Raw genomic sequence first — 23,327 nt, 5'->3', positions numbered from 1 at the left:
ATCCATATACTTAGCGTAGGCCACGACTGGAACTTACCTTAATGCGTTACGAATGCCCCCGCTTTAAATCGATCAATGTCCAGCTCTCCAGATCGCAAGAAGTCCAGAAAGTCGATTCCTCTATATTTACATGTCTCTTCGACGCTCAGTAGAACCAAATACTCACGAATTCCTTTTGGACTACTCGCACCACCGATAACATTGCGGAGCATGGCAAACGGCTTTATCGCATGCTCAGCATTGTTATTATTCCAGGGCACGTTGTCGTAGTCTAGAAATGTAAATAACTTATTGGTATTTTTATCGAATCGCTTTTGATATTTTATTGCTACTTCGGTCTTGTATCTTTGTGCTGAGATCGAACGTTTAAAGCGGGCTACATGTTTTTTGTGTTTTCTGAGAAATCGCTTCTTTAGTCCGAAGCGATCAATCGTTTCTACTATCAACTTGAGTAGCTCGGAGAATTCTCTAATTATACTTATCAGTTCGTCATTAAATGGTTGTTTGAGTGCATCTTCATTCATATCACGAATGAGATGAATCAGACATTTCTGCTGAGGACAATCAATCGAGTCATACACCGCGTAGAAATCCGATACCAGAACGCCCTTAAATTCCCGCAGAAGCTCTTGGATCATCGCTCCATCGCGTGAGTCAGTGTATACATAAGCAACAGCATCGTGGTTTGCGAATACCCAAACAAAGGCATCGCATCGATCAATACTGATCTTGGTTTCATCTGCATGTATCAACTCTCCAGAGACTATATGGCTTATGATTCTTTCATAAGTTTCCACATAAACTTTACTAGCAAGTAACTTTTGCCCCTCTACAACCCCATGCGGTAGGTCCATGCCGAACAATTGATTTAAACTACGATTAACTGCCCTTTGTGAAACTCTCAATTCGATTAGATGAAAAATGATATATGATCTCAGATTTTCGCCATACTTACTTTTCATCCACGGCCTGTCTGGCACAGAAAGAGATGAGCGGCAAGAACAGCACATATAGCCTAGAAATCTATATTGTATAATCCATCTTTTTACACCTGATTTGCTAAACTTTAAGTCTTCAACGATCTTTGTACTCCATCGATGGCGTTCAAATTTCTCGTTTCCACATTTAGGACAGCATAACGGACGATCAACTAATTCAATAGTTTGATTAATTCCAACAGATTTTCGTTGTTTTTTGGTTAATTTCTGAACTGCCGCTTTCACTCGCTGGTCTGTTCTGAGAAAAATGCGGTTGCGCTGATAATCCCAATAAGCGGCCTTATTTATCTGCTCAAGAGCAGGATTTACGAACTCATTCCTTCCCAACGGATATATTTTTTCCCGCCTAAGAGAATCAACATCAACAAAATTAGGTCCGCCTGTCGTCGATGGGTTAGCCTTCATCCTACACAATACACGAATGGTATCAGTAACCAGCTCTAAAGCTGCACAGTCCTCGGCATTGTAGGTAATCAGCTTCTGCATGATGTTACCTGAGCGAGCCCGTTCCCATTGGTGTCGCCAAACAATTGAAGCCAAACCCGACGCAGCCTTTTCTGACCATGTGCCACCAAGGCTTCTCGTAATATCCTTGAGACCATTGGAATAGCACGGGAAGTAAAATTGTGCAAAAATGATCGAGACTAGATTTATTGCCTGCTGAAGTACCGATGCAATTACAGAATTTTCTGTAAAACCACTATATCTTGCATGCATCCGAGTTATGAATGTTGTTTCATAGCTACCGTAATGAATGAGAACTGGATTTTTGACACTCGCTAGGATAACCAGAAAATCATTCCAAATCCGTTGCTCGTCATTAATTTCGTTGGCCCATAAGCTGTGCTGGATGGCTGATTGACCGCAGCCAATACGCATGCCAATGAGATAGTAAAAATCACTGTCTGGCAGACCCTCCACATCCAAATAGACTGGAATTCCTTCGATCTTCAATTCAGGGTTGCCAGTAATATGAATTTTGTTTTGACGAATCGCAAGTGCTTTCAAGGAATAATGATACTTTTCACGCTTATCGTTTTCTTTCCTGGCACGGCGGCGAGGTCTGAATGTGTATGAAATTTGAGTAACAGTGAAGATGCCTTTGGCTCGGTGCTTTTGGCGTTCCTTCTCGCTCATATTCGACAACAGGCTGAGATCATCCTTTTCGGTTGCTATTCTACGACAGTAAGTTTGGAACTCACACTCTGTACAGTGGCGGTTTAGCGATAAATCTGGTGGCGAAGGACTGGAAAGCAACGCTGTGAGATTCATAATGTGGTTCCGAAGCTGGCTGTCCATACCTGAGGTTTTCACCTTTATCGTGGCGTGTTTGTCACCGTGAATTATTTTGCCGAAGCCAATGGGGCGACCAAGCACTCCAGACAGCGTTAGGGCATCAAACGCTAGCAGCATCCGTTCGTCATTATCGAACTTGTTTTGGAAGACAAATCGAATGGGGATGAACTTCGATGGCCTGCCTCGTCCTTCTGATGGAATGTGCTCAACCGCGTCAAGACGAGATTCGATTACCCGCGCCTCTTGTTTGGTTGGTTCAGACGAAGGATAAGTCGCTATGTAGCGACTAATATGACCCAGCTGATTTTCACCAGCTATACAAAGAAGGTCAAATGCTAATCGCCAATTTGCGGATTTCAGATCTTGTGTAGAAGGATGGTTTTCACTACTTTGACTGCTGTAAGGTGACTGAATACGTTCGCTGGAAGGCATTTGAGTGAGTAGTCGATTAGCTGCCGCCACACGATAGGAGTTTGTTTGGGCCTGTATCCATTCTGCGTAAATATTGCCGGTGGGATTTTCACCAGCAGCCAGGAGCCAGCATTTCATCGGACAATTGAGATAGGCTCTAAATATATTAGGTGTAATTGTCATCAGTTTCATTCTCCATGTATCACCTAAGTAGTGGTTGAGCTTAAGTAGTCTTATGCAGGTTTGCCTTAAAGCCAGACTTTTTTATTCGGGATTTCTTTGGTGCCACATCCAGAATCCGGCGTGGGAACTTGTGCGAGTTGCTTTAGCAAAAGGTCATACGATGCAATATCGCCATCAATAGCCGCACGCTCTTCATCTGTCAGGGCAATAGTCTGCGTCATCCGCAAAAGATGTTTTTTGCCCTCGACCAATTGGGCTTTTGTCGAAGCTTTGGGAATGTAGAAGTCACAACGCGCACAAGCCATCCGGTGTGGGCACTGGTCGAAAAAATCATACGAACACAGGCCATGACCTAAGTCATAATATTTCCACGGTATAGAGCCGACAAGGCTGCCCTGAATGACATCGCGATCTATCAACACCTCTATTGTCCGCAAATTGCGGACAAAGTAGCCAGCATCAGCGAATGACTTTGCAAGCCGGGTCGGTGTTATTTTGGCGTAGTGCCTGGTTGATTCTGGCGAACTATGCCCCAACCACTCCTGTAGCTCAAATAAAGTGAATGGCTCTTTCGCGTTATACAATTGTGAAGCAATGGTTGCTCGTGCACGGTGACTCGTAATTTTTCCGCGAGCATCTGACTGGGGTATACCTGCCTTTTCACACAGCATCGGGATCAGCGAGCCATTAATGAAACTGATCCCGAGGCTCCGACCTCGATAAGCAAAAAGCAGTTGTACTAATTCGCCGGTCTTCATATCGACAAAACTTGGTTGGGGAGACTGCACTTGCTCCCATGCTTCCACAGCCATCCCAAGAACGGCATCTACCGGTTTAGTGAATGCGACATTGGTCTTGTTGACAGGCACATCCAGCAGACAAACTTTCTGGCTGGACTTTTCAGGCGCTGTCTGGATAGATGCTTCCCAACGAATGCAGCCGATTCGCAACCGCCGAATTTCGTCATTACGCAGTCCGCTGAACAGCCATACCACAGCCAGAGCTTTCACCATCTCCAATGGGTAGGCCGAAACGTTCGCGAGCGCTTCAATTTTATTTTTTTTCCGCAGATCCTCTTCGCTAATATTGAGTCCTGCCCATAGTAACTTGGCCCAAATGTCGTCACTTATAATTCGAGGGTCAGGACCAATCAACTTCCTTACCGAGATTGGGGTGGCTAAAACACGTGATGCATCAAAACAACGTGGCAACCATTCCCATTCTTGTACGTCGTTGAAAAACGTTCTTAGACTTTTTAGCAGTCCCTCGCGGGTCTTGGCACTCAGGGGTTTCCCGATGAGCGATGCTACAGAAGCACGGGGTGTCGAATAATCTCCGACACACCAGCGGAGTATGTGACTTGTATAATCAATGCAGGTTTGTCGCTTCCAGTCTTCAGGGCGTGCCGCTTCAGGGCTAATACTGGCAAACCATCTTCCCGCACGCAGAACGCCATACAGAATAGCCACTCTCGTGGTACGCTGAAGCGGTGACGTATTGAACCAACGTTCCGCCATTTCTGCCCAAGCAGGTGACACACCTACAATCACGGTCTTATATTTGATTTCCTGAGTGGCTATAGTGTGAACTCGGCTGATCGGTCGAGATATAATGCCCGCTCTGCAAAGAACCTCAGACAACAAAACCAGACCTTTTCGTGTAATTTTAGCAGTTGCGTTTTTGTGTAATGCTAACAAGGTTTCCCGTCGAATCTGATAAAGATTGCAACTGCGCTCCTTCAAAAATACACCTGCAACGGCGCATCTGACCGCAGCAGCGTTTCCGGTTTCCGTATAGCCGCAAGCAAGTAGTTCTGCCATGATAGATTGATAGCTAGCCAGAAATGCATTCTGTCCGAAAATCTTTGCTGCAATGCTATGCCATGAAAGGCGACCGATAGACCAAAGGTCATCAAAATCACAAAGCAAATAAGCCAACGCGATAATTTGATGGCGAGCATTTGCAGTGCATCCGTGTCGAGCAATATAGGCGTAGTAATCATTGCCAATCAGTTCGTGCCACTGTTGCGAAGTAAAGCCCCAATAAGCAATTTGCCAATGGTTCATAGCGCGAATAATCAGGCATACTGCTGTATTCCGCACGGTACTATTTCGTTTCTCTGTCGTTGTTGCACCAAGATAATCGAGAGTTTTATATAAAGGAAGGGTTAGACGAGAGAGCGCGGATGCAGCTCCACTATGCCATCCCTTTTGACCTGATTGAAAACGGAGGACCAACGCTGCCAGATGAAATCGTTCGTCAGCACTCAGTGATTCTGTACAATCATTGCCTGGTCTTTCGTCTTTCCAAGCCCAATCCACTCTGGCAAGGGAAGCGTTTGCCTTAGCCTTCATTGAAATGCCCCCTTTATAGCTTCCATCCGTGAACCATGAATTGATGAAGCAGATGCCAGTTTAGCGGCCAATTCTCGCCCAGATAGATGAATGTAAATTAAGGTTGTCGACGTATTACGGTGTCCGGCAAATGTGGCGATCTCGTGCAATTCCCAACCCGATCGAGCCAGGTCGGTGAGGCATAGATGGCGTAACGTGTGCGTTGAAAATTTGGGCAGACATGCAGCGTTACCAAGCGCCCTAATAACCTTGGACCATGTCCAAATGGTAATGGGAATGCCGAAATTACGTGATGACTCGGAGATAAACAAGGCACCACGTGCGTTGGTTAATTGCCGCCTGAATACCAGATAATCACGAAGCAGCTGCCCCGTACACGCCGAATAGGGGACGATACGATCACGATTTCCTTTCGTCGTCTCTGCACGGATATGCAAAAGACGGAATGAAGGATCAATGTCCTCAGTATGCAACAGGCATAATTCCTCCCGCCTGAGCCCGGCATCATAGGCAAGAGCGAGCATAAGCCGGTTGCGCAAGGACATTGCGCAAGCTTCGCTAAGTAACTTTTGCCATTCTTCTTCATTGGGAATCCAAGGCATTTTATGCTGGATGGGAACAACCGCCCTTACATCGCGACGGTAACGACCACCGAGTCGACTGCCTCGTCCAACAGGGTTTGTCGTGCGCAGCCCTTCTTCAACAAGGTAATCGTAGAAAAGACGGACGACCGTTATGCGTTGTCGGACTGTGGCGTTTGCAAATACCCCCTGACGTGAACCATCACTGTCCATTTTTACGACACAACGATCCAGCAAATTGCGGACGTATTGGGCAACGTGTTCTCGCGAAGCCGTGTTAACGCAAGTATTCAGGGCACTGCAAAATTTCTGATAGTCGCGAAGTGCATAGGAATAGGCGGCAACTGTATTGGCAGCACGTCCCAAGTCAGACTGTAACGCAAGCCATTTGTCTATATGTTCGGAGTTTACTTGCATTTTTCCCCTCATTGACAGGGCAAAAATGCAATATATACACTTTCAGATAAATAATTTCCAGAGACTGTACGGAAACAGCAATAGTTTAAATAATTTTTTTACGGGAAACGTTGGAAATTTAATTTCTGAAAATCTATAGCTGAATTAATTCCACATAACAGTGAAGTTAAAGATTTAGGCATCAAAATGGGTGTTCCTCTTTTCCAGATTCAGCAACTGGTTAACCAACACCAGATACAGCTTTTTTCATCGAATTACTCGCTTTATGCCGATATGTCGGCGCGCGTCATGTCTACGCTGGAAGAGTTCGCTCCAAGTCTTGAAGTGTATTCTATCGACGAGGCGTTTCTGGATTTAACCGGCGTGTGTCATAGAGACCCGATTGCTTACGGTCATCGAATCAGAAAGGCTGTTGTCCGGGCAACCGGTATTCCGGTCTGCGTGGGCATGGGAACCGGTCAATCAAGTCGGTATTTGATTTGGAGTCGTGTTGCTATGGACATCCCACAGCCGCTTATAACTGCTATCCATACGCGAAAGCTTGGTCGTTATCTGATTGAGCCGGTTAAATTCAGGAAACCGTCCTTTGTTGCCGGTGCTGTACCATTGTTCCATCGCCAGGTTTAGACGCTGCCTGTCGGTATAGTCCTGAGCTATCTGGCTCTTCAGCCACATCATGCTGTTACCGGGCGTTAGATCGACAATCCGGTAACGCACCGCGTCGTCAAAAATACGCACACCGCCGCCTTCCGCCGCAGTTCGATACAGTTTTACCGGATCGATCACTTCAATTCCTGCCAGATAATCGATAGCGAATTCGTGCAGTTCGGGCAGCCACGGCACGGTCGGCCCCATCAATACGGTGGTGGCGTGTTGAGCAAGCTCGGCCAGGCGCGGGAAGGTTTTATTGGTAATGGAACTGGCCGTTAAAAATACCCAGTCGGCATCGGGCAATAAAAATTCGCAGGCGGGATCGGGGTAATCGCCCTGCATGGGCTGCCGCTCGATGATGCTGAGGTTGATTTGCTCGGCATAGCGTTCAATGCCCGGATAACGGCCGACAACCACGACTTTTTTGCCTTGCAGCCGGGGCAGGAAATGATCGAAAACCGCCAGATTGGCGCTGCCGGGCGCAGGCAGCAGGGTTATTCCTGACGGCAGTTCATAGCGGTTCAAGCTGCAATTAATCGCCGCCATCGCAACCGTCGCCTTGTAAGGCTCCCAATCGGTAATCCATCCCGCCAGTTCGGCCAATGTTTTACCGGCTAAGGTGCCCGGCCACGACAGGGTGCGGGTCGGAATGCCGGGGCTCATCGCCAGGCCCATGTGCTGCGCCTTACAAATCGTCCAAACCGGACCGATACTTAATTCGGTGACTTGCGTATCGCTGCCGGCATAATCCAGCAGCAACTGATAAATTCGCGCCGGATTTTCCATGTCGGCTATTCGGGCATTGCCAGCAATTTGGGTTCGGATTTAATCTGTTCCGCTTTACCCCAGGCCGTGACGCCTTCAACAAAGCGCCGGGTCTTGGTCGGATGCGGTTTGACCACATCGTATTCGGCATAAAAGGTGCCGTCGCTATTGAACTGGAGCTGGCCGATACGCTGTTTTTTAGGCTCGTCGTACCAATGGCAGGTTAAGTTATGTTCTCCGGTATAAGGGTCTTTGATCAGTTCAAAAACGGCATCATCGTAATTCGGATAGTGTCCAATGTCCGCTTCAGTAAAACCCAGTTCGTCGATTTCTTCAGTCAGCCGCTGGCATACGCATTCAGCCAGCTGACGGTTTATAGCGATGTGTTCGGATAAATTCATGATTCGGTAATCCCCGCAGCTAAATCGATAATGACCGACGCGCCCGAAAGGTCTTCGGGATCCAGTTGTTGCAGGTGCGACAACACAAGCTGCGCGTCGGTGGTAAAACCTTGCCTTAGCCTGATAAACGCTAAGGCTTTTAGTGTATACAAATAAAACAAGGTGCTGTCATTGGCATACAAGTTCCATTTTTGCCGGTTTTGAGCTAGTTGGCGATAGTCGCTGGGAAAGCCGCCTTGTCTTGCCGACTCTTTCAAGCCCGCTATAACAATCCGTTCCGCGTCAGCGAGACGTTTTTGGAAGAAATAAAACTTGTACAGCGCAAAATAGGTTTGCAAACAACGGCTATCCAGCGCTTGCGCTTGTAAAAACAGCGTTTCCGCGCGGCTTTGGTCAACCGAGCTTGCGGCCACAGCCGCTTGCAAAAGATTGTTGATTTCGGCGGATATATTCGGGCTGAACATCACCCGCTCCTCTACAAACGCAACTGAACTCATTACCAGATCTCGGCAGGAACCATCAAACTGGCAACCGGCTCACCGCCGAGCAGATGTTGCTCGATGATGGTAAGGACATCGTCTTTTTTCAGCTTGCCGTACATAATCCCTTCAGGATAAACCAGTACGCTGGGACCCATCATGCAAGGCCCCATGCAGCCGGTGTTGGTCAGCGCGATTTTTTCAAACAGATTGCGGGCTTGTATTTCATTCATGAATTCATTCATGATTTCGGCGCAACCGCTACTGGCGCAGGAGCCGCGAGGATGACCCTGCGGACGGTTTTGAGTGCATACGAATACGTGTTTTTCAGGTCTGGGCATGATTTTATTCCTTAATCTTAGAAAAAATCAATTGATCCACGAAAAACACAAAAAGCACGAAAATATTTAAAGGGATATCAAACTGTAGATATTACCCAAAGAATAAATGAGTTAATCAATGCAACATACCGAATTATCAGATATTTTTCGTGTCTTTCGTGCTTTTCGTGGACAAATCGCTGGTTAAGCAGCTTGTTTATGTTCGTGGGTAAAGCAGCTTTTGGGGCAGACTTTGGAGCAAGCCTCGCAGCCGATACAGTCGAGGCTGTTTTTGAGACTCATGACCATGGTGATTTCATCTTCGTCTTCAAAATCGCCATAATCATCATCAAAGTCATCCGGATCAAGCGCTTCGGATTTTTCCACCAAATCGAAAACATCGCGCGGGCAGACTTTAAAGCATCGGCCGCAACCTATGCAGGTCTGTTGATTGATGTCGGTGACATAAGCAGGCGTCCATTGCGCGCCGCCAAAGGTAACGCCGGTTACAAATTCAGACATGGCTATTCTCCTGCTCAGGCCGCTTCAGTTTGCGCGGCAATCAGTTTTTGGTTGGCCTCATCCCAGGCTTTACAGGCATCGTAAGTCGCTTGAGCAATGCCCATGAGTTCGCCGTATCCTTCAGGTAAGCTGTCTTCAATCAGGTCATGCAATACCATCGCCTGCTCATTGGCCAAGCGTTTGGTTTTTTTGACTTCTTTTTCCAGTTTTTTTAACTCTTCAGACATGATTGCACTTCCTCAGTCAGTTGCCGCCGCATTGTATTTTTCGATTAAGCCCAGCGCTTTCTCGATGGTTTTGTCGCTTTTTTCGCGCAGGTCTTCCAGGCTTGAGAAGCCGAAACGATGGGTATCGCGCAATATTTTATCGACCACAATCAGTTTTCCGACCATGATTAGCGCTCGGCCGAAGCCTTCGTGGCTGATATGAACCATGGGCGCCGCCATCAGGCCGGTTTTTTTCTCAATCAGCGTCGCCAGTGAGTTGTAATAGGCTTTTAGGCGGGCAATGGTGATTTCATCGGGATCGCCAATCACCGGGATGTTTTTTTTGCGTTCTTTGGTCAGCACGATAGGGTCGATGATTTTTGCTTCCGACCAACCTTCATAGGTATCGTAAGTATCAATCGCGCGTAATTGTTTGATCATGTCTTTGACAATGTCGGAACCTAGATTGGTATCGTCTTCTTGTACGACTAATGCAGCAATGGCCATGTTGTTTTCTCCGTTAAGTGGTAATTTGTTAGTTCTGGTTTGAAGCTCTCGTTTGAGAACGAGCGAAGTCTAAGTGGCTATGGTGTCGTAGGAGCGGGCCATGCCCGCGAGATGCTGACGACATTTATTAAGTTAATATCGCGGGCATGGCCCGCTCCTACAAACAAGAGGCAATGTCATTCGTCCCAACCCTCATCTTCCATTTGATTAAAGCGCTGAGGGTCAGGCGACTTATGCTGATTAATCGCCTTCGCCAGCCAACTGGACGGTCCGGCTTTCATCTCATTTTGCAGATCAACGATCAGGTCTTTAATCTTGCCGCCTTCATGCACCTTGACCGGCTGGATGTTTTTGGCGATCAGCTGATTAATGGCCGAGCCGCCAATGGCCTGGCAATACACCGCCGCACAGCCGTCCAGCAACTCGATCTTGACCGACAGTTTGTCTTCATTGCCGTCCTGGCTGAGTTCGCCAAACTGGGCGGCTTCCAGCAATTGCGCGTCTTCCCTATCCACCGCATAAACGGCGAAGGATTTGGCCGAGCCGAAATGCTGGTTTACCGTCTCCATGTCGGTGGTCGCAAACGCTATCTTTAATGCGGTTTCCATAAGTTTTTCCTCATCAGTGCCTTGCACTATGTGCATGCGTCTTGTTAATGACATGACAGCCCATTGTTGGAATAATTTTCCGTTAATTCGCCGGCGGGTTTTTGGCCGTATATCGAGCGGTAGACCGGGATTTCTTCATGCGAATAATTGATGACCAGGTTAGCCAGATCGAACAGCGTTTGCCGGGAGCCGCGATAGCCGATCCAGGTTTTCTGGTAGCCGCCGATAATGTCGTATAACGGAAATCCGGCTCTCAAAATGGGCGTACCCAGCCGTTCTGCGGTATCGACCGCATGGGAATTGCCGATAACCAGTTGCACCTTGTTGGCCTTGCCGATCAGTTCCATGTCTTCAAGGTCGCCTATTTTGATGCTGGCGACCGGGATTCGTGCCAGCAACGGCACGTTGCAGGAGGTGACCGCGGCAACGACTTCCGCGCCCATTTCCTGAACTTGATCGACAAACGCATTCAGTAAATCCGCATCGGCGGCAATCGCAATGCGCAACTGGCCGAGCATGAAATGCGTATCCAGCATCGCATCCTGTAACTGTGCGCGCTGCCGTTCAATGCGCTCAGGTACGTCATGGCCGCTGATTTCAGCCAATGCGAAAATCAGCGCATCATTGGCTTTTAGGCCGTAAAGATGATCGAGGGCATAGGTCGGCACGCCGGTTTTTTGTTTCAGCAATTCCGCCGCTTTGGTCAGCGACGGGCCGATAACTACCGTCGCCAGCGCATCGCCGAGCGTCGCCATTTCCGATATCAGCGTGCCGCCGATTGTTACCGGACTGAAATCTTCATCGGTCAAACAGCCGTCCAGCGAATCGGAGATGTCGGGTACGAAAACCGGTCTGAGCTGGAATTGCTCGAAAATATCCCGTAGCGCTTCCAGGTCGCCGGGAGTCAGCATGTAATTGACCAGGACATTAACCTGGCGTTTCCGTTTGCCGGGATAAGTTCCAGCCGCTTTAGCATCCGGCACCAACGCACGAATAATTTCGGTGAGAGTCAGCGCAAAGCCCGTTTCGACACTGCCGGTAAAATCGGGGGTATTGACTGCGACGACCGCAACATCGGCAAATTCAGGGTTGGCTTCCCGGAATTCCCGGACATTTCTATGCACATCGGCGCCTTGCGTCTCCGCAAGGCCGGTCGTCAATATCGTAATCAGGGCAGGGCGGGACTTTTCGGCAATGGTAAGAATGCCTTCGCGCACATTTTCGTCCGCGCCCATCACCGAACTGCCTTGATCCATCGCCGTACTTTGCAACGGAATGGGTTCCCTGAAGTGGCGCACGAAAAACACCTTGGCGAATGCGGTGCAGCCTTGCGAGCCGTGCAGCATCGGCATCGCGCGGTTAAAACCCAATGTCGCCAGCGAGCCGCCTATCGGCTGGCTGGCTTTCAGCGGATTGACCGATAGCGCTTTGTTTCTTTTCAGGATGTCAGCCATGGCTCACCTTTTCTATCGTATTTCCCCCTTTAACAAAGGGGGGGAGGGGGGATTTGATTTTCCACGGTGCGGGCGCTCTGACCGCCTCCCATACCGGGCTTTCAATCGTTAATGCCAGTTGGCGCACCAGCTCCAGCATGCCTTGGTAGCCTTCATAACCGAATTCGCGTTCCTGGTTAATGTCCAGAAACGGCACCTTGGCCTTTAACGCCGTGTACATGTTGCGGCCGCCGGCGATCAGGATGTCGGCCTTGTAATCATGGACGATTTTCAGTAACGCCTTGGGATTGCCGTCGTCGATCATCACCGTATCTTCGCCCATCAGCTCGCGGATCCTGGCCTTGTCTTCTTCGGTGGATTTTTTGGTGCCGGTCGCAACGACCACCATGCCCAGATCCTGCAACGCGGAAATCACCGACCAGCTTTTTACGCCGCCGGTAAACAGCAATACCCGCTTGCCTTTCAGGCGCACTTTCCACGGTTCCAATGCTTTCTGAATCCGGGTTTCTTCGCGCAATATCAGTGCTTCGGTGCGTTCGGTTAAGTCCGGATCGTTAAGCACTCTGGCAAAATCCCTTAACGCCTGGCTGGTGTCGGTTATGCCGTAATAACTGCCTTCAAACCAAGGCGTACCGTATTGTTGCTGTAACTTGCGGGCGACATTGACCATCGCTTTGGAGCAAACCATCATATTGACTTCGGCTTTGTGCATGGTTTGCACTTCGCGGAACCGCGCATCGCCGGACAAGGTGCATAACACGCGCAAACCCAGTTCATCGAACAGCGGCAACACATGCCAGAATTCACCGGCAATGTTGTATTCGCCGATCAGGTTAACGTCATGGATCTTGATTTCCGCGCGTTGAACGGTTAACGGCAAGGGATCGGGATCGCGGGTGCCGATCACATGATTGACCATCGCGTCACCGGCAATGCGATTGCCCAGATTTTTGGTGCCGTAAAATCCGGCGCTATCGATCGGCACGACCGGAACGCCCCAGCGTTCCTGGGCGGACTTGCAAACCGCATTGATGTCATCGCCGACCAAGGCCGGAACGCAGGTGTTATAAATAAACACGGCGGGCGGATGATAGGTATCAATCGCCTGTTTGATCGCATGGAACAAACGCTTTTCAGAGCGTCCCATCACAATGTCCTGCTCGGTCAAATCGGTGGTCATGCCGATGCGGTATAAATCCGCCCCGGAAGAGCGTGTGCCCCGGTTATCCCAGGAACTGCCCGCACAGGCGATAGGCCCGTGAACGATGTGCGCGACATCGGCAATCGGCAGCAGGGCGATCTGCGCGCCGTCAAAAGCGCAGCCGCCCGCCGAAGCGCCCGGTTTGGGTTTGGCGCAACCGGACTTTTCCTTCTTGTTATGCTCACAGGCCGGTTCATCGAGCAGTGCGGCAATGTCTTTAGTTGATTTCATCGGCTTAACCAATAGCTTTGTTTATCTTAGCTAAAGCAACCATTGTGCCATTTTGTATGACGTTGAAAGTATTGGGTTTTGTTGGAGTTTGGTTTGTAGTAAAGCTGACAAAACGGGTGGCTGGATATGATAATCGGGCTCATTGGAGCAATATTGACGGAACAGAGAGGCCAATAGGCAAGATATCAGCAGGGCAGAAAGCCTAAAGATCACAGCGAACAGATGATCTTTAATAACTATCAGGCAATGCAACTCATTCGGGATTATAAAGAAGAAAAACTGACGCCTGCCATGATTTTACAGCTGCATCGTTTGCTGACAGAGGCAACGCTGGACGATGCAAACAAGGCAGGGCAATACCGGGATGCGGGCGACGATATTCATTTGGTCGATGCCTCTGAATCGGTTTTACTGCACATCCCGCCGGAAGCATCGGAATTGCCGGACAGAATCGAACGTCTGTGCCAATTTGCTAATGACTTGGACGGCAAGGAATTTATTCATCCGGTGATCAGAGCGATTATTCTGCATTTTATGATCGGCTACGATCATCCGTTCGTCGACGGCAACGGCCGGACGGCGCGGGCACTATATCTATTGGTCGATGGCGAATCAGCAATACTGGCTGATGGAGTTTATTTCCATTTCCCGAATCATCAAACAAGCCCCGGCACAATACGGAAAAGCCTATCTGTACACAGAGACAGATGATAACGACCTGACCTATTTCATTATTCATCAATTAGAGGTGATCAAGAAGGCGATCAATGGGTTACACGAACATCTTGAAAGAAAAGCGGCGGAACTGCATACCATCGAAAAACGCCTGGACGGCTCAGCTCTGCAAGGGCAATTAAATCACCGTCAGTTGGCTATCCTGCTCCATGCGCTGGATCATCCTAATGCCATTTACAGCATTCAAGAACATCAGGCGGCGCATAAAATCAGTTATCAAACGGCCCGGACGGATTTGTTAAAGCTGGCCGATTAATTCAAAATTCTCAGCAAACGTAAATACGGAAATCTGTTCATTTTTGTTGCGCCGCCCGATCTCGGTCAAAAGTTGGTCGATGTTGAGCAAATTTATCAAAATGGCGGGAATGGTGGGTTGGGGTAGGTCACTACGTAAACTCGAAAGGCTGGTTTGCGTGAGGCAATTCGCCAAAATTGAAGCTAATGAAATTACATTGTTCCATGCTTCATCCCGTATGTTGGGTATTTTGCAGGTTGGTGCTGACGTAAGGAAGCCCAACAATTCGGCGCAGCAAATGTTGGGCTCGTATCTCGCCGCCAACCTACATAGACTTAAACTTTCAACAACGCCTTGGCCGTTCTTTCGGAAAGACGTTCTTCGACAAACAAGGCGTTTTTTATCGGTTCAAGAGGTGATTTTGGAACGTAGAAGCTTAATTAATATGCAGTCTCAGGGTTTTTAACCAACCTTCTGCGATGGCTGTAAAGTAAACCATAAATATTGCTAATGCAGCGGATTTTAAATCATTGCTGCATGTATCGGTTAGGAGTAAACTGAAATTATCTGCATATTAAAAGAGTAGATAAGGTTATGATTATACGGAATATTCAATTTGTTTTGCTGATTTTTCTGGCTGTTGCAGCGACTGCTTATGCCGGGGAAAAGGATAGTCAACCATTCAAAACATCGGTCATCATACAACTTGAAATTAACGATGTTATCGGTCCGGCAACAGCCGATTATATAGAACGCAATCTGCAAAAAGCGGTTGACAGTGGGGCCATGGCCGTACTGATTCGCATGGATACGCCAGGTGGTCTGGATATTTCGATGCGTCGGATAATCAAACAAATCATTGCCTCTCCCATACCGGTGATCAGCTATGTAGCTCCCAGTGGTGCGCGCGCCGCCAGTGCCGGGACTTATATCCTCTATGCCAGTCATATAGCCGCAATGGCGCCGGCAACCAATCTGGGGGCGGCAACGCCGGTGCAATTCGGCGGTTTTGGCGATTTTGATGACGACAAAGACAAGACGGATAAGAATGGCGATAAAGCCGAACCGTTCCCTGCTTCAATGACTCAGAAAATGGTCAATGATGCGGCCGCTTATATTCGCGGTTTGGCAAAAATGCACGGCAGAAACGAAGAATGGGCAGAAAAGGCGGTACGCGAAGCAGCCAGCCTTTCTGCGGCTGAAGCGTTAAAACTGAACGTAATTGATATTGTGGCAGTGGATGTAACGGATTTGCTTCGCCAGTTGCATGGCCGGAAAGTCAATGTTTCCGGTAAAGAATTCATATTTGATACCGGGCAGGTTGAAATCAACAACATCCTGCCGGACTGGCGAAGTGAGTTTCTGGCAGTGATTACCAATCCCAGTATTGCTTATATTTTGTTGATGGTCGGCATTTATGGGCTGGTGTTTGAATTCTCCAATCCGGGAAGCATTGTTCCCGGCACTATAGGGAGCATTTGTTTGTTGCTGGCTTTATACGCATTTCAGCTATTGCCGGTCAATTACGCCGGTATGGGCCTGATCCTGTTGGGGATCGCCCTGATGATTGCTGAAGCCTTTGTGACCAGTTTCGGTATTCTCGGACTGGGCGGTATTGTCGCTTTTGTCATTGGCTCGGTTATATTGATGGATACCGATATGCCGGGATTCGGGATAGATCCGGGACTGATCGCCGGTTTCGCCTTGAGCAGCGCGGTCTTCTTTATCATCGTTATCGGCCTGCTTCTAAAATCAAGGTACAGACCGATTGTCAGCGGTAAGGAGGAAATGATTGGCCTGGTGGGCGAAGTGATAGATGATTTTACCGGAACAGGGATGATTCATATTCATAGCGAAAACTGGCGGGCATCATGTGACCAGCCCTTACGTAAAAATGAAAAAGTGAGGGTGACTGCAATCGATGGTCTGCTTTTACAGGTTATGCCTATTAATACACAGGAGAACGAGTGATGTTTGCAAATTTCAGTTTAATCTTCATCAGTATTTTGCTCTTACTGCTAATCAGCGCGTTCAGAATCCTAAGGGAATATCAGCGCGGCGTTATTTTTATGCTTGGCCGTTTTTACAAGGTAAAAGGGCCGGGGTTAATCATCGTTATCCCTCTGATTCAACAGATGGAACGGGTTGATTTAAGAACCGTCGTGATGGACGTGCCGACTCAGGATGTGATTTCCCGCGACAACGTTTCCGTTAAAGTCAATGCGGTCGTCTATTTTCGCGTCATGGAACCGGATAAGGCGATCATACAAGTGGAAAACTTCTATGAGGCGACCAGCCAGCTGGCGCAAACGACCTTACGTTCGGTGCTGGGACAGCATGAACTGGATGAAATGCTGGCAGAACGTGATCGCCTGAATATCGACATTCAAACCAGCCTGGATCAGCAAACCGATGCCTGGGGAATTAAAGTGTCGAATGTCGAAATCAAACACGTGGATCTGGATGAAAGCATGATCAGAGCCATTGCCAAACAGGCGGAAGCCGAGCGTACCCGGCGCGCTAAAGTCATTCATGCGGAAGGGGAAATGCAGGCTGCCGAGAAGTTGTTGCAGGCGGCAAAGATACTGTCAGGACAACCCGAAGCGATTCAGTTGAGATACATGCAGACATTAACCGAGATTGCCGGCGACAAATCTTCCACTATCGTGTTTCCACTGGAACTATTGAAAAATTTAAAACAATAGTCTGGTAGGGTGGTCACATGCTTTTCGTGCCCACGTGAAATGAATACCATGAACACCGAAAAAGCACTTGAAGCCTTTTAAAGGATAAGTACGGCATCAAGTGTAATAGCAGTAAATCGATGCGTATGCAACTGTACAGGCTGTACTTTTATTCTGTATGAAGTTGATACCCATTACAGCTTGGCATGACGGAATCGCTAGTTGTCGAGATTGGTTTCAATTTTGGAAAGGGAGAGGATTATGCTATGGCTTTTACTGTTACATATTTCCGCTGTGGTGTGCTGGTGCGGTTCATTGCTGTATCTGCCGGCACTGATAGCCGGCACGGCTTCCCAGCAAACGGATATTGAGCGGGAACGCCAGCAGTCCTTGATGCTCATGGTCTACAGGCTGTTCTCGACTCCGGCCGCGTTGATCGCGATCGCTTCCGGTACAGCCTTATTCATCACCGGCGGCATTACCGGGCTTTGGCTTATTCTAAAGCTCTCGCTGGTCAGCACATTGGTATTCTGCCATGCCCTTAGCGGCTGGATGATGCTGCTGACGCAAAAAATGCCCGACAAAAACGTAACGCTATCATGCGTATTGCTGATAATTGTGGTTGCAATCCTGATACCGTCGATTGTTTGGGTGGTACTGACCAAACCCTTATAGGAGTTGATGTTGCATGAATAGTCAGAGCGATGGGTCAGGGCTCAATATGAACTCCGACAGCGTGCCCGTAAACCATTTGTCCGCCCAGCAGACTGGTGACGGTAATCAGTGCCGCCGTCAGCAACGAGATATACAAACACCAGGAATTAAAACCATTGGCGTCATTAATGCGCAGCAACCAGTTGAACGAAGCCAGAGACAAGGTCATGACGGCCATCAGCGCATGGCTCCAGGCGATGACCAGATTACGTATGCGCGACACAGTAACGAGATCGACCAAGCCCACCAACCCGGCCAACCAGCCGCCCAAGCTGCCCAGTCCCGCCAGCCACAAGCCGACGCGCGCCCAGAACGGGTCGGCCAGAAAGAGATAGGCCAGATCGGCGCCCACCAGTCCGAGCAGGAAGGCTACCGGAAAATGAATCACCATAGGATGAATCGGATGCCCGGCAATAGACATGCGACTGATGATAGGTTCTTGTGGCATGGTGGCCTCCTTTCGCGGTTAAAAATGGAATCGTTAACGGTCACTCGCAGTTTAGCTTCACCCATGTCGATTATCATCCTTTTTTTTCTGGCCGGTTGCAACGGCCCGCAATCTGCTTTGAATCCTGCCGGGCCGTCAGCCCATGCCGTAGCCAGACTATGGTGGGGCATGTTCGGATTTTCCGCACTGGTGCTGCTGGCCGTCGTGGCGTTATGGCTCTATGCGATGTGGCGCAAGCCTAAGCCCTTAACCGATGCACCAGCCCGCCAGCTCCAACAGCGTTGGATTGTCGGTGGCGGACTGGTGTTGCCCATTGTCAGCATCACCGTATTGCTGGGCTTCGGCATTCCGATGGGCTATCGCATGCGGCCCTTGCCTTTGACCGGGCAAACGCCGTTGCGCATCAATGTAACCGGACACCAGTGGTGGTGGGAAATCCGCTATCCCGATGCAGGTATCGTGTTGAAAAATGAACTGCACCTGCCGACCGGCGTCCCGGTCGATATCCATGTGACCAGCAGCGATGTGATCCACTCGTTCTGGGTGCCGCGGCTGGCCGGCAAGATCGACATGATACCGGGGCGCACCAATATCCTGAGGCTGCAAGCCGATGAGCCGGGGCATTTCCGTGGACAATGCGCGGAATTTTGCGGCACGGGGCATGCCCACATGGTGTTGGCAGTAGAGGCCCATGCGCAGGAAGATTTCGAGGCATGGCTGGAGACGCATCAACATGAATAAGGCAACCGGGAAAGACCCCGCCGCTCTGCATGATGCCTTTATCAAGGTCTGGGGCAATCCCCGCGGCTGGCGTGCGCTGACCATCGTCAACCATACCGCGATCGGCATACGCTTCATGGTCACGGGCGGCGTGTTCTTCCTGATCGGCGGACTGATGGCAATGCTGATGCGCACCCAACTGGCATTGCCGGAGCAAACATTCATCGGCCCCAAACTCTACGATCAGCTGTTCACGATGCACGGCACGGTCATGATGTTCCTGTTCGCGGTGCCGGTATTGGAGGGGCTTGCGCTGTATCTGATCCCGAAAATGATCGGCGCGCGCGATCTGCTGTTTCCGCGGCTCAGCGCTTTCGGTTACTTTTGCTATCTGTTCGGCAGCCTGATTCTGATGGCTAGCCTGGTGCTGGGCATTGCGCCGGCGGGCGGCTGGTTCATGTATACGCCGTTGACCAATGCCGTTTACTCGCCGGGGCCAAACGTCGATTTCTGGTTACTGGGCATTACCTTTGTCGAGATCTCGGCGGTGTCGGCCGGGGTCGAGCTGGTCGTGTCGATCTTGCGCAGCCGCACTTCCGGCATGGAGCTGCTGCACATGCCGCTATTTTGCTGGAACATATTGGTGATGGCGCTGATGATCGTGTTCGGCTTTCCTCCGCTGATCCTGGGCAGCATCCTGCTGGAACTGGAGCGCGCGGCCGGCATGCCGTTCTTCGATGTCGCGCGCGGCGGCGATCCGATTCTTTGGCAGCATCTGTTCTGGCTGTTCGGCCATCCCGAGGTCTATATCCTCTTTCTGCCTGCCGCGGGCATCGTCTCGACGCTGTTGCCGGTATTCGCGCGCCAGCCTATCGTCGGCTACCGCTGGATGGTGCTGGCGGTCATCGCGACCGGTTTCATCAGTTTCGGCCTGTGGGTGCATCATATGTTTGCGATCGGGATCCCGAAGCTGGCGCAGGCATTCTTCTCGATGGCCAGTATGCTGGTCGCGATTCCTACCGGCATCCAGCTATTCGCCTGGCTGGCGACGCTATGGACCGGACGGCCGGTCTATCATGTGCCGATGCTCTGGCTGGTCGGTTTTCTGGTCATCTTTGTGACCGGCGGACTGACCGGTATCATGCTGGCTCTGGTGCCGTTCAACTGGCAGGTGCACGACACGCATTTTGTGGTCGCACACCTGCATTATGTAGTCGTCGGCGGCATGCTGTTTCCATTCATCGCAGGCCTGTACTACTGGCTGCCGCATTTCTCGGGACGCATGCCGTCCGACAAACTCGCTCGCTGGGGTTTCTGGCTGACATTTATCGGTTTCAACATCACGTTTCTGGTCATGCATCTGACCGGTCTGCTCGGCATGCCTCGTCGCGTTTACACGTATCAGGCTGGCCTTGGCTGGGACTTGCCCAACAGCATATCGTCGGTAGGCGGCTTCATTATCGCGATGGGGATCGCTATGGTTTTACTCGATATCGTATTGCATTTTCGCTTCGGCCGTCCCGCCGAAAACAACCCGTGGCAGGCCGATACACTGGAATGGGCGACGGACATGCCGCCCAAGCCTTATAACTTTATCAGCCAGCCTGACTGTCCGACACGGCATCCGATGTGGGATCAGCCGGACCTGCAAACGACGATTGCGGAGGGGCGACATACTTTATCCGAGATCGACCATGGCAGGCGCGAGACCTGGGGTACGGACCCGATTACCGGCAGCATACGCGAAATCATTCATCTGCCCGGCAACTCCTGGCTGCCCTTCTACGCGGCATTGGCGTTGTCGGTAGTGTGCATCAGTCTCCTGATCCGCTCATATAGCCTGGCTGTGATCGCCGTATTGGTCAGCCTGATATTGCTGTTGCGCTGGTCCTGGATCAACGGCGCACACCTGGGCGCTGCTCCCGATGCCAATGTCATGCCCGGCTACCCGCCCCTGCATTCACGCACATTCGATGGCCCCGGTTTGTGGGGCATGGTGGTGACGCTGCTGTCCGATGGCGCGCTGTTTTTATCCCTGTTGTTCGGCTGGCTCTACTTGTGGACCGTCGCGCCGCAGTGGCAAGTGCCCGATACGGCTCCGTTGGCCTGGCTGCCGCTGCTGATCAGCGGCGGTCTGTTGACCGGCGCGGCAATCTGGTTTAATCATGTTGTCAGGCGGTTACGCGAGGGCGTCGATGGCCGTCTACAGAGCCAGTTGTGGGGCATATCGGCATTAGGCCTGGCGCACTTTTGCCTGTTGATCTGGATTTGGTCGGCTTCGACGCTGGTCTCGACACAAACCGCCCACGATGCGGTTATCGCAGTGATGCTGATGTACCAGCTGTTCCACAGCGGACTCGCCATAATCATGACCGCGCTGCAGGCCCGGCGGGTAGCTTATGGCTATGTCGGCAAGGCAGCACCCTACGAAGTGGCCGTTGTAGCGCCCTGGTGGCTGTATACGGCATGTGTATTCTGGTTTAGCTTTGTCGCCATCGTGCTGTTGCCTGGCGCTTGGGGAGGTTTCTGATGCTGTCGCCTTATCATCCGCTGCAACTGGCCCTGGGTCTGGCTGTCTGGATCGTCTGGTTTACATTGATGTACGGGGCCTTGGCTGTCGCCTGCGAACTGGCGCCGCCGCCGCCTGAACACGGGCCCTACACCTGGATCAATGTCGCGCTGCTGTCCAGTACCCTGGCGATTACCGGTCTTCTGCTCTATTGGGCCAATGCCTGTTGGCGCGCGGCGCGAGAAGGCATTGGACCGGTCAGTGAGTCACACCTGTTTATCGCAAGATTGGGTGCCGGCATCAACCTGACGGGGGCCATAGCGACGTTCTGTCTTGGGCTGATGGCGCTGCTATTCCCGCCATGTCTTTAAGGTTTATAGGGGTAGTCCTCGCGTATCTGTCGGTTGATCCGGCGCAGGCGCATGGCTTGATTGAAGGCGCGGACGCAGCGCAGCTCCCGGAAATACTCGGCGGGCTGCTGCTCGTCCTCCTCTGGCTATCCTACTGTATCGGTGCGCGGCGCGTGCGGCCTACGACAGGACGATCGCTGGTCTTTCATGGAGCCAGCCTGATCGCCGCATTGACCATCTTCGCTTCACTGGATATCTGGCTGGATAAGGGTTCGGCCACGCACATGATCCAGCATATGCTGATTATGGTCGTGATCGCGCCGCTTTACGTGCTGGCGAGGCCGTTACCGCAGTGGCTGGCCGCAAGCGGACGGATGGGGGTCAGTCTATGCAAGCCTTTATTGCGCCTGAGCCGTTATCCGCTCTGGACGAGCGGCCTGCAGGGCGTCGCTATCTGGTTCTGGCATGCGCCCAAGTTTTATAACCTGGCGCTGGCAAGTCCTTGGTGGCATCTCGCCGAGCATCTCAGCTTCGCGCTAACCGCCGGCGTATTCTGGTGGTCGATTTTGGGCAGGCGCTCCTCTTTGGCCCTGCCGGTGCTATTGTTTACTCTGATGCATACCGGCATGCTCGGCGCTTTGCTGACCTTTGCACAGACGCCCCTGTACGGCGATTTACTCGATATTCAGGATCAGCAACTGGCCGGCCTGATTATGTGGGTGCCCGGCGGACTGTCTTACCTTATCGCCGGTGTCTGGTGCAGTCTGCGCTGGCTTCGGAAGAATGCGTTAGTGATTGACACCGGTGTTTGAACATCGCTGAATCATAGCGGCAATGCATCACCTTTGACTTTAGGTGGGTGCTGATGCGTAACCATGTCTGATTGAGTTTATAACTTGTTTTTATTACCATGAAGAGCATGAAGAAATAGACTTGAGTGATTTGTCAAACAAAGATTTCTAATCAACTGGGTGCTGATTCCAAAAAATGTCATAAATTTTTACCATGAAGAACTTGAAGAAATTGGTATTGACTTCAGGTGTTATATTGAAACGAAGTCACAAAAACTAAGCTTTTTTATCCCTTGCTTTGAGTATCATACGTAAGCAAGCACCTTATTCGAAAAAGCGCGTTGGCTCTTCCTTTATTATCTTCATGTCCTTCATGGTAATAAAAACAGTTGAAAAATTTTATAAAAAACATTGTGCTGCATCAGCACCCAATCGACTTTAATGTAAGACTATGAAAGGAAAGATTATAAAGTCATCTCTATAGAAAATGCAGGGAGTCAATACCGTAAATTCTTCAAGCCCTTGATGCTCTTCATGGTAAAAACAAATGACATTC

General features: G+C 50.2%; 23 protein-coding genes and 1 pseudogene. 10 read left to right on the top strand and 14 right to left on the bottom strand.

What is annotated here, in order from left to right:
- Positions 1 to 38 precede the first annotated feature (38 nt).
- The 3 genes from tnpC to RW114_RS00695 are packed head-to-tail and all read right to left on the bottom strand — an operon-like array spanning position 39 to position 6,240.
- A complete protein-coding gene (gene tnpC, locus RW114_RS00705) occupies positions 39 to 2,897 on the bottom strand; it encodes an IS66 family transposase (protein ID WP_340120798.1) in 2,859 nt (952 codons plus the stop codon).
- 56 nt (positions 2,898 to 2,953) lie between these two features.
- Positions 2,954 to 5,242, bottom strand: coding sequence for a tyrosine-type recombinase/integrase (locus RW114_RS00700; protein WP_340120797.1), 2,289 nt, complete (start codon positions 5,240 to 5,242; stop codon positions 2,954 to 2,956).
- A complete protein-coding gene (locus tag RW114_RS00695; protein WP_340120796.1) occupies positions 5,239 to 6,240 on the bottom strand; it encodes a tyrosine-type recombinase/integrase in 1,002 nt (333 codons plus the stop codon). Before RW114_RS00695 ends, RW114_RS00700 begins: the two co-directional genes overlap by 4 nt.
- Before the next feature lie 159 nt (positions 6,241 to 6,399).
- Between RW114_RS00695 and RW114_RS00690 the strand changes: the two are divergent.
- Positions 6,400 to 6,693 (top strand): annotated as a pseudogene (locus RW114_RS00690) (Y-family DNA polymerase); the annotation flags it as partial.
- 9 nt (positions 6,694 to 6,702) lie between these two features.
- Here RW114_RS00690 and RW114_RS00685 read toward each other — a convergent pair.
- The 10 genes from RW114_RS00685 to nifE form a co-directional block, all read right to left on the bottom strand.
- The gene (locus RW114_RS00685; RefSeq protein ID WP_340120795.1) at positions 6,703 to 7,677 is read right to left on the bottom strand and encodes a Rossmann-like domain-containing protein; all 975 of its coding nucleotides are present in this window, start codon (positions 7,675 to 7,677) and stop codon (positions 6,703 to 6,705) included.
- Positions 7,678 to 7,682: 5 nt separating this feature from the next.
- A complete protein-coding gene (locus RW114_RS00680) occupies positions 7,683 to 8,057 on the bottom strand; it encodes a hypothetical protein (RefSeq protein ID WP_340120794.1) in 375 nt (124 codons plus the stop codon).
- A complete protein-coding gene (locus RW114_RS00675; RefSeq protein ID WP_340120793.1) occupies positions 8,054 to 8,554 on the bottom strand; it encodes a hypothetical protein in 501 nt (166 codons plus the stop codon). Before RW114_RS00675 ends, RW114_RS00680 begins: the two co-directional genes overlap by 4 nt.
- Entirely contained in the window at positions 8,554 to 8,877 is a 324-nt protein-coding gene (locus RW114_RS00670; RefSeq protein WP_340120792.1) for a (2Fe-2S) ferredoxin domain-containing protein, read from the bottom strand. Before RW114_RS00670 ends, RW114_RS00675 begins: the two co-directional genes overlap by 1 nt.
- Positions 8,878 to 9,060: 183 nt before the next feature.
- Positions 9,061 to 9,378, bottom strand: a complete 318-nt coding sequence (gene fdxB, locus RW114_RS00665; RefSeq protein WP_340120791.1) for a ferredoxin III, nif-specific — start codon at positions 9,376 to 9,378, stop codon at positions 9,061 to 9,063.
- Between the two features lie 14 nt (positions 9,379 to 9,392).
- Positions 9,393 to 9,605: a CCE_0567 family metalloprotein gene (locus RW114_RS00660; RefSeq protein ID WP_340120790.1), complete on the bottom strand. Its 213-nt coding sequence runs from the start codon at positions 9,603 to 9,605 to the stop codon at positions 9,393 to 9,395.
- A gap of 12 nt (positions 9,606 to 9,617) precedes the next feature.
- Positions 9,618 to 10,091, bottom strand: coding sequence for a NifX-associated nitrogen fixation protein (locus tag RW114_RS00655; protein WP_340120789.1), 474 nt, complete (start codon positions 10,089 to 10,091; stop codon positions 9,618 to 9,620).
- Between the two features lie 176 nt (positions 10,092 to 10,267).
- Positions 10,268 to 10,699 carry a nitrogen fixation protein NifX gene (gene nifX, locus RW114_RS00650; protein ID WP_340120788.1) on the bottom strand — a complete coding sequence of 144 codons (432 nt, stop codon included), beginning with the start codon at positions 10,697 to 10,699 and terminating at the stop codon, positions 10,268 to 10,270.
- Between the two features lie 44 nt (positions 10,700 to 10,743).
- Positions 10,744 to 12,153 carry a nitrogenase iron-molybdenum cofactor biosynthesis protein NifN gene (nifN, locus tag RW114_RS00645; protein WP_340120787.1) on the bottom strand — a complete coding sequence of 470 codons (1,410 nt, stop codon included), beginning with the start codon at positions 12,151 to 12,153 and terminating at the stop codon, positions 10,744 to 10,746.
- Positions 12,146 to 13,585, bottom strand: a complete 1,440-nt coding sequence (gene nifE / locus RW114_RS00640) for a nitrogenase iron-molybdenum cofactor biosynthesis protein NifE (RefSeq protein ID WP_340120786.1) — start codon at positions 13,583 to 13,585, stop codon at positions 12,146 to 12,148. The genes nifN and nifE overlap by 8 nt, the downstream gene beginning before the upstream one ends.
- Positions 13,586 to 13,807: 222 nt before the next feature.
- Here nifE and RW114_RS00635 point away from each other — a divergent pair, with 222 nt between their 5' ends.
- The 5 genes from RW114_RS00635 (at position 13,808) to RW114_RS00615 (ending at position 17,914) form a co-directional block, all read left to right on the top strand.
- A complete protein-coding gene (locus tag RW114_RS00635; RefSeq protein WP_340120785.1) occupies positions 13,808 to 14,296 on the top strand; it encodes a Fic family protein in 489 nt (162 codons plus the stop codon).
- The gene (locus RW114_RS00630) at positions 14,190 to 14,576 is read left to right on the top strand and encodes a hypothetical protein (RefSeq protein WP_340120831.1); all 387 of its coding nucleotides are present in this window, start codon (positions 14,190 to 14,192) and stop codon (positions 14,574 to 14,576) included. The genes RW114_RS00635 and RW114_RS00630 overlap by 107 nt, the downstream gene beginning before the upstream one ends.
- A gap of 573 nt (positions 14,577 to 15,149) precedes the next feature.
- Positions 15,150 to 16,526 (top strand): NfeD family protein, encoded by a 1,377-nt coding sequence (locus RW114_RS00625; RefSeq protein ID WP_340120784.1) that lies wholly within the window; start codon positions 15,150 to 15,152, stop codon positions 16,524 to 16,526.
- The gene (locus tag RW114_RS00620; RefSeq protein WP_340120783.1) at positions 16,526 to 17,260 is read left to right on the top strand and encodes a slipin family protein; all 735 of its coding nucleotides are present in this window, start codon (positions 16,526 to 16,528) and stop codon (positions 17,258 to 17,260) included. The genes RW114_RS00625 and RW114_RS00620 overlap by 1 nt, the downstream gene beginning before the upstream one ends.
- Positions 17,261 to 17,500: 240 nt before the next feature.
- Positions 17,501 to 17,914, top strand: coding sequence for a CopD family protein (locus tag RW114_RS00615; protein ID WP_340120782.1), 414 nt, complete (start codon positions 17,501 to 17,503; stop codon positions 17,912 to 17,914).
- Between the two features lie 34 nt (positions 17,915 to 17,948).
- On the opposite strand, the gene RW114_RS00610 is transcribed toward RW114_RS00615, so the two are convergent.
- Positions 17,949 to 18,401 (bottom strand): DUF2231 domain-containing protein, encoded by a 453-nt coding sequence (locus tag RW114_RS00610; RefSeq protein WP_340120781.1) that lies wholly within the window; start codon positions 18,399 to 18,401, stop codon positions 17,949 to 17,951.
- Positions 18,402 to 18,464: 63 nt separating this feature from the next.
- Between RW114_RS00610 and coxB the strand changes: the two genes are divergently transcribed.
- The 4 genes from coxB to RW114_RS00590 are packed head-to-tail and all read left to right on the top strand — an operon-like array spanning position 18,465 to position 22,792.
- Positions 18,465 to 19,142, top strand: coding sequence for a cytochrome c oxidase subunit II (gene coxB, locus RW114_RS00605; protein ID WP_340120780.1), 678 nt, complete (start codon positions 18,465 to 18,467; stop codon positions 19,140 to 19,142).
- A complete protein-coding gene (ctaD, locus tag RW114_RS00600) occupies positions 19,135 to 21,651 on the top strand; it encodes a cytochrome c oxidase subunit I (RefSeq protein ID WP_340120779.1) in 2,517 nt (838 codons plus the stop codon). Before coxB ends, ctaD begins: the two co-directional genes overlap by 8 nt.
- Entirely contained in the window at positions 21,651 to 22,001 is a 351-nt protein-coding gene (locus RW114_RS00595; RefSeq protein WP_340120778.1) for a hypothetical protein, read from the top strand. The genes ctaD and RW114_RS00595 overlap by 1 nt, the downstream gene beginning before the upstream one ends.
- On the top strand, positions 21,992 to 22,792 hold the full coding sequence (locus tag RW114_RS00590) for a cytochrome c oxidase assembly protein (protein ID WP_340120777.1): 801 nt from the start codon (positions 21,992 to 21,994) through the stop codon (positions 22,790 to 22,792). Before RW114_RS00595 ends, RW114_RS00590 begins: the two co-directional genes overlap by 10 nt.
- The last annotated feature ends 535 nt before the right edge of the window (positions 22,793 to 23,327 follow it).

It is taken from the genome of Methylobacter svalbardensis, assembly GCF_037671525.1.
Classification (GTDB): Bacteria; Pseudomonadota; Gammaproteobacteria; order Methylococcales; family Methylomonadaceae; genus Methylobacter_A; species Methylobacter_A svalbardensis.
The sequence above is the reverse complement of the archived record's forward strand: the minus strand, read 5'-3'. Positions and strand labels throughout refer to the sequence as shown.

Bases quoted from the DNA above. Each gene is read 5' to 3' on its own strand.
- tnpC (WP_340120798.1), bottom strand. From the start codon at position 2,897: ATGAAACTGATGACAATTACACCTAATATATTTAGAGCCTATCTCAAT.
- RW114_RS00660 (WP_340120790.1), bottom strand. From the start codon at position 9,605: ATGTCTGAAGAGTTAAAAAAACTGGAAAAAGAAGTCAAAAAAACCAAA.
- RW114_RS00595 (WP_340120778.1), top strand. From the start codon at position 21,651: ATGCTGTCGCCTTATCATCCGCTGCAACTGGCCCTGGGTCTGGCTGTC.
- RW114_RS00680 (WP_340120794.1), bottom strand. From the start codon at position 8,057: ATGAATTTATCCGAACACATCGCTATAAACCGTCAGCTGGCTGAATGC.
- RW114_RS00620 (WP_340120783.1), top strand. From the start codon at position 16,526: ATGTTTGCAAATTTCAGTTTAATCTTCATCAGTATTTTGCTCTTACTG.
- ctaD (WP_340120779.1), top strand. From the start codon at position 19,135: ATGAATAAGGCAACCGGGAAAGACCCCGCCGCTCTGCATGATGCCTTT.
- nifX (WP_340120788.1), bottom strand. From the start codon at position 10,699: ATGGAAACCGCATTAAAGATAGCGTTTGCGACCACCGACATGGAGACG.
- RW114_RS00610 (WP_340120781.1), bottom strand. From the start codon at position 18,401: ATGCCACAAGAACCTATCATCAGTCGCATGTCTATTGCCGGGCATCCG.
- RW114_RS00625 (WP_340120784.1), top strand. From the start codon at position 15,150: ATGATTATACGGAATATTCAATTTGTTTTGCTGATTTTTCTGGCTGTT.
- RW114_RS00615 (WP_340120782.1), top strand. From the start codon at position 17,501: ATGCTATGGCTTTTACTGTTACATATTTCCGCTGTGGTGTGCTGGTGC.
- RW114_RS00695 (WP_340120796.1), bottom strand. From the start codon at position 6,240: ATGCAAGTAAACTCCGAACATATAGACAAATGGCTTGCGTTACAGTCT.
- RW114_RS00700 (WP_340120797.1), bottom strand. From the start codon at position 5,242: ATGAAGGCTAAGGCAAACGCTTCCCTTGCCAGAGTGGATTGGGCTTGG.
- RW114_RS00635 (WP_340120785.1), top strand. From the start codon at position 13,808: ATGATCTTTAATAACTATCAGGCAATGCAACTCATTCGGGATTATAAA.
- fdxB (WP_340120791.1), bottom strand. From the start codon at position 9,378: ATGTCTGAATTTGTAACCGGCGTTACCTTTGGCGGCGCGCAATGGACG.
- coxB (WP_340120780.1), top strand. From the start codon at position 18,465: ATGTCGATTATCATCCTTTTTTTTCTGGCCGGTTGCAACGGCCCGCAA.
- RW114_RS00670 (WP_340120792.1), bottom strand. From the start codon at position 8,877: ATGCCCAGACCTGAAAAACACGTATTCGTATGCACTCAAAACCGTCCG.
- nifE (WP_340120786.1), bottom strand. From the start codon at position 13,585: ATGAAATCAACTAAAGACATTGCCGCACTGCTCGATGAACCGGCCTGT.
- RW114_RS00685 (WP_340120795.1), bottom strand. From the start codon at position 7,677: ATGGAAAATCCGGCGCGAATTTATCAGTTGCTGCTGGATTATGCCGGC.
- RW114_RS00675 (WP_340120793.1), bottom strand. From the start codon at position 8,554: ATGAGTTCAGTTGCGTTTGTAGAGGAGCGGGTGATGTTCAGCCCGAAT.
- RW114_RS00590 (WP_340120777.1), top strand. From the start codon at position 21,992: ATGTCTTTAAGGTTTATAGGGGTAGTCCTCGCGTATCTGTCGGTTGAT.
- nifN (WP_340120787.1), bottom strand. From the start codon at position 12,153: ATGGCTGACATCCTGAAAAGAAACAAAGCGCTATCGGTCAATCCGCTG.
- RW114_RS00655 (WP_340120789.1), bottom strand. From the start codon at position 10,091: ATGGCCATTGCTGCATTAGTCGTACAAGAAGACGATACCAATCTAGGT.
- RW114_RS00630 (WP_340120831.1), top strand. From the start codon at position 14,190: ATGGCGAATCAGCAATACTGGCTGATGGAGTTTATTTCCATTTCCCGA.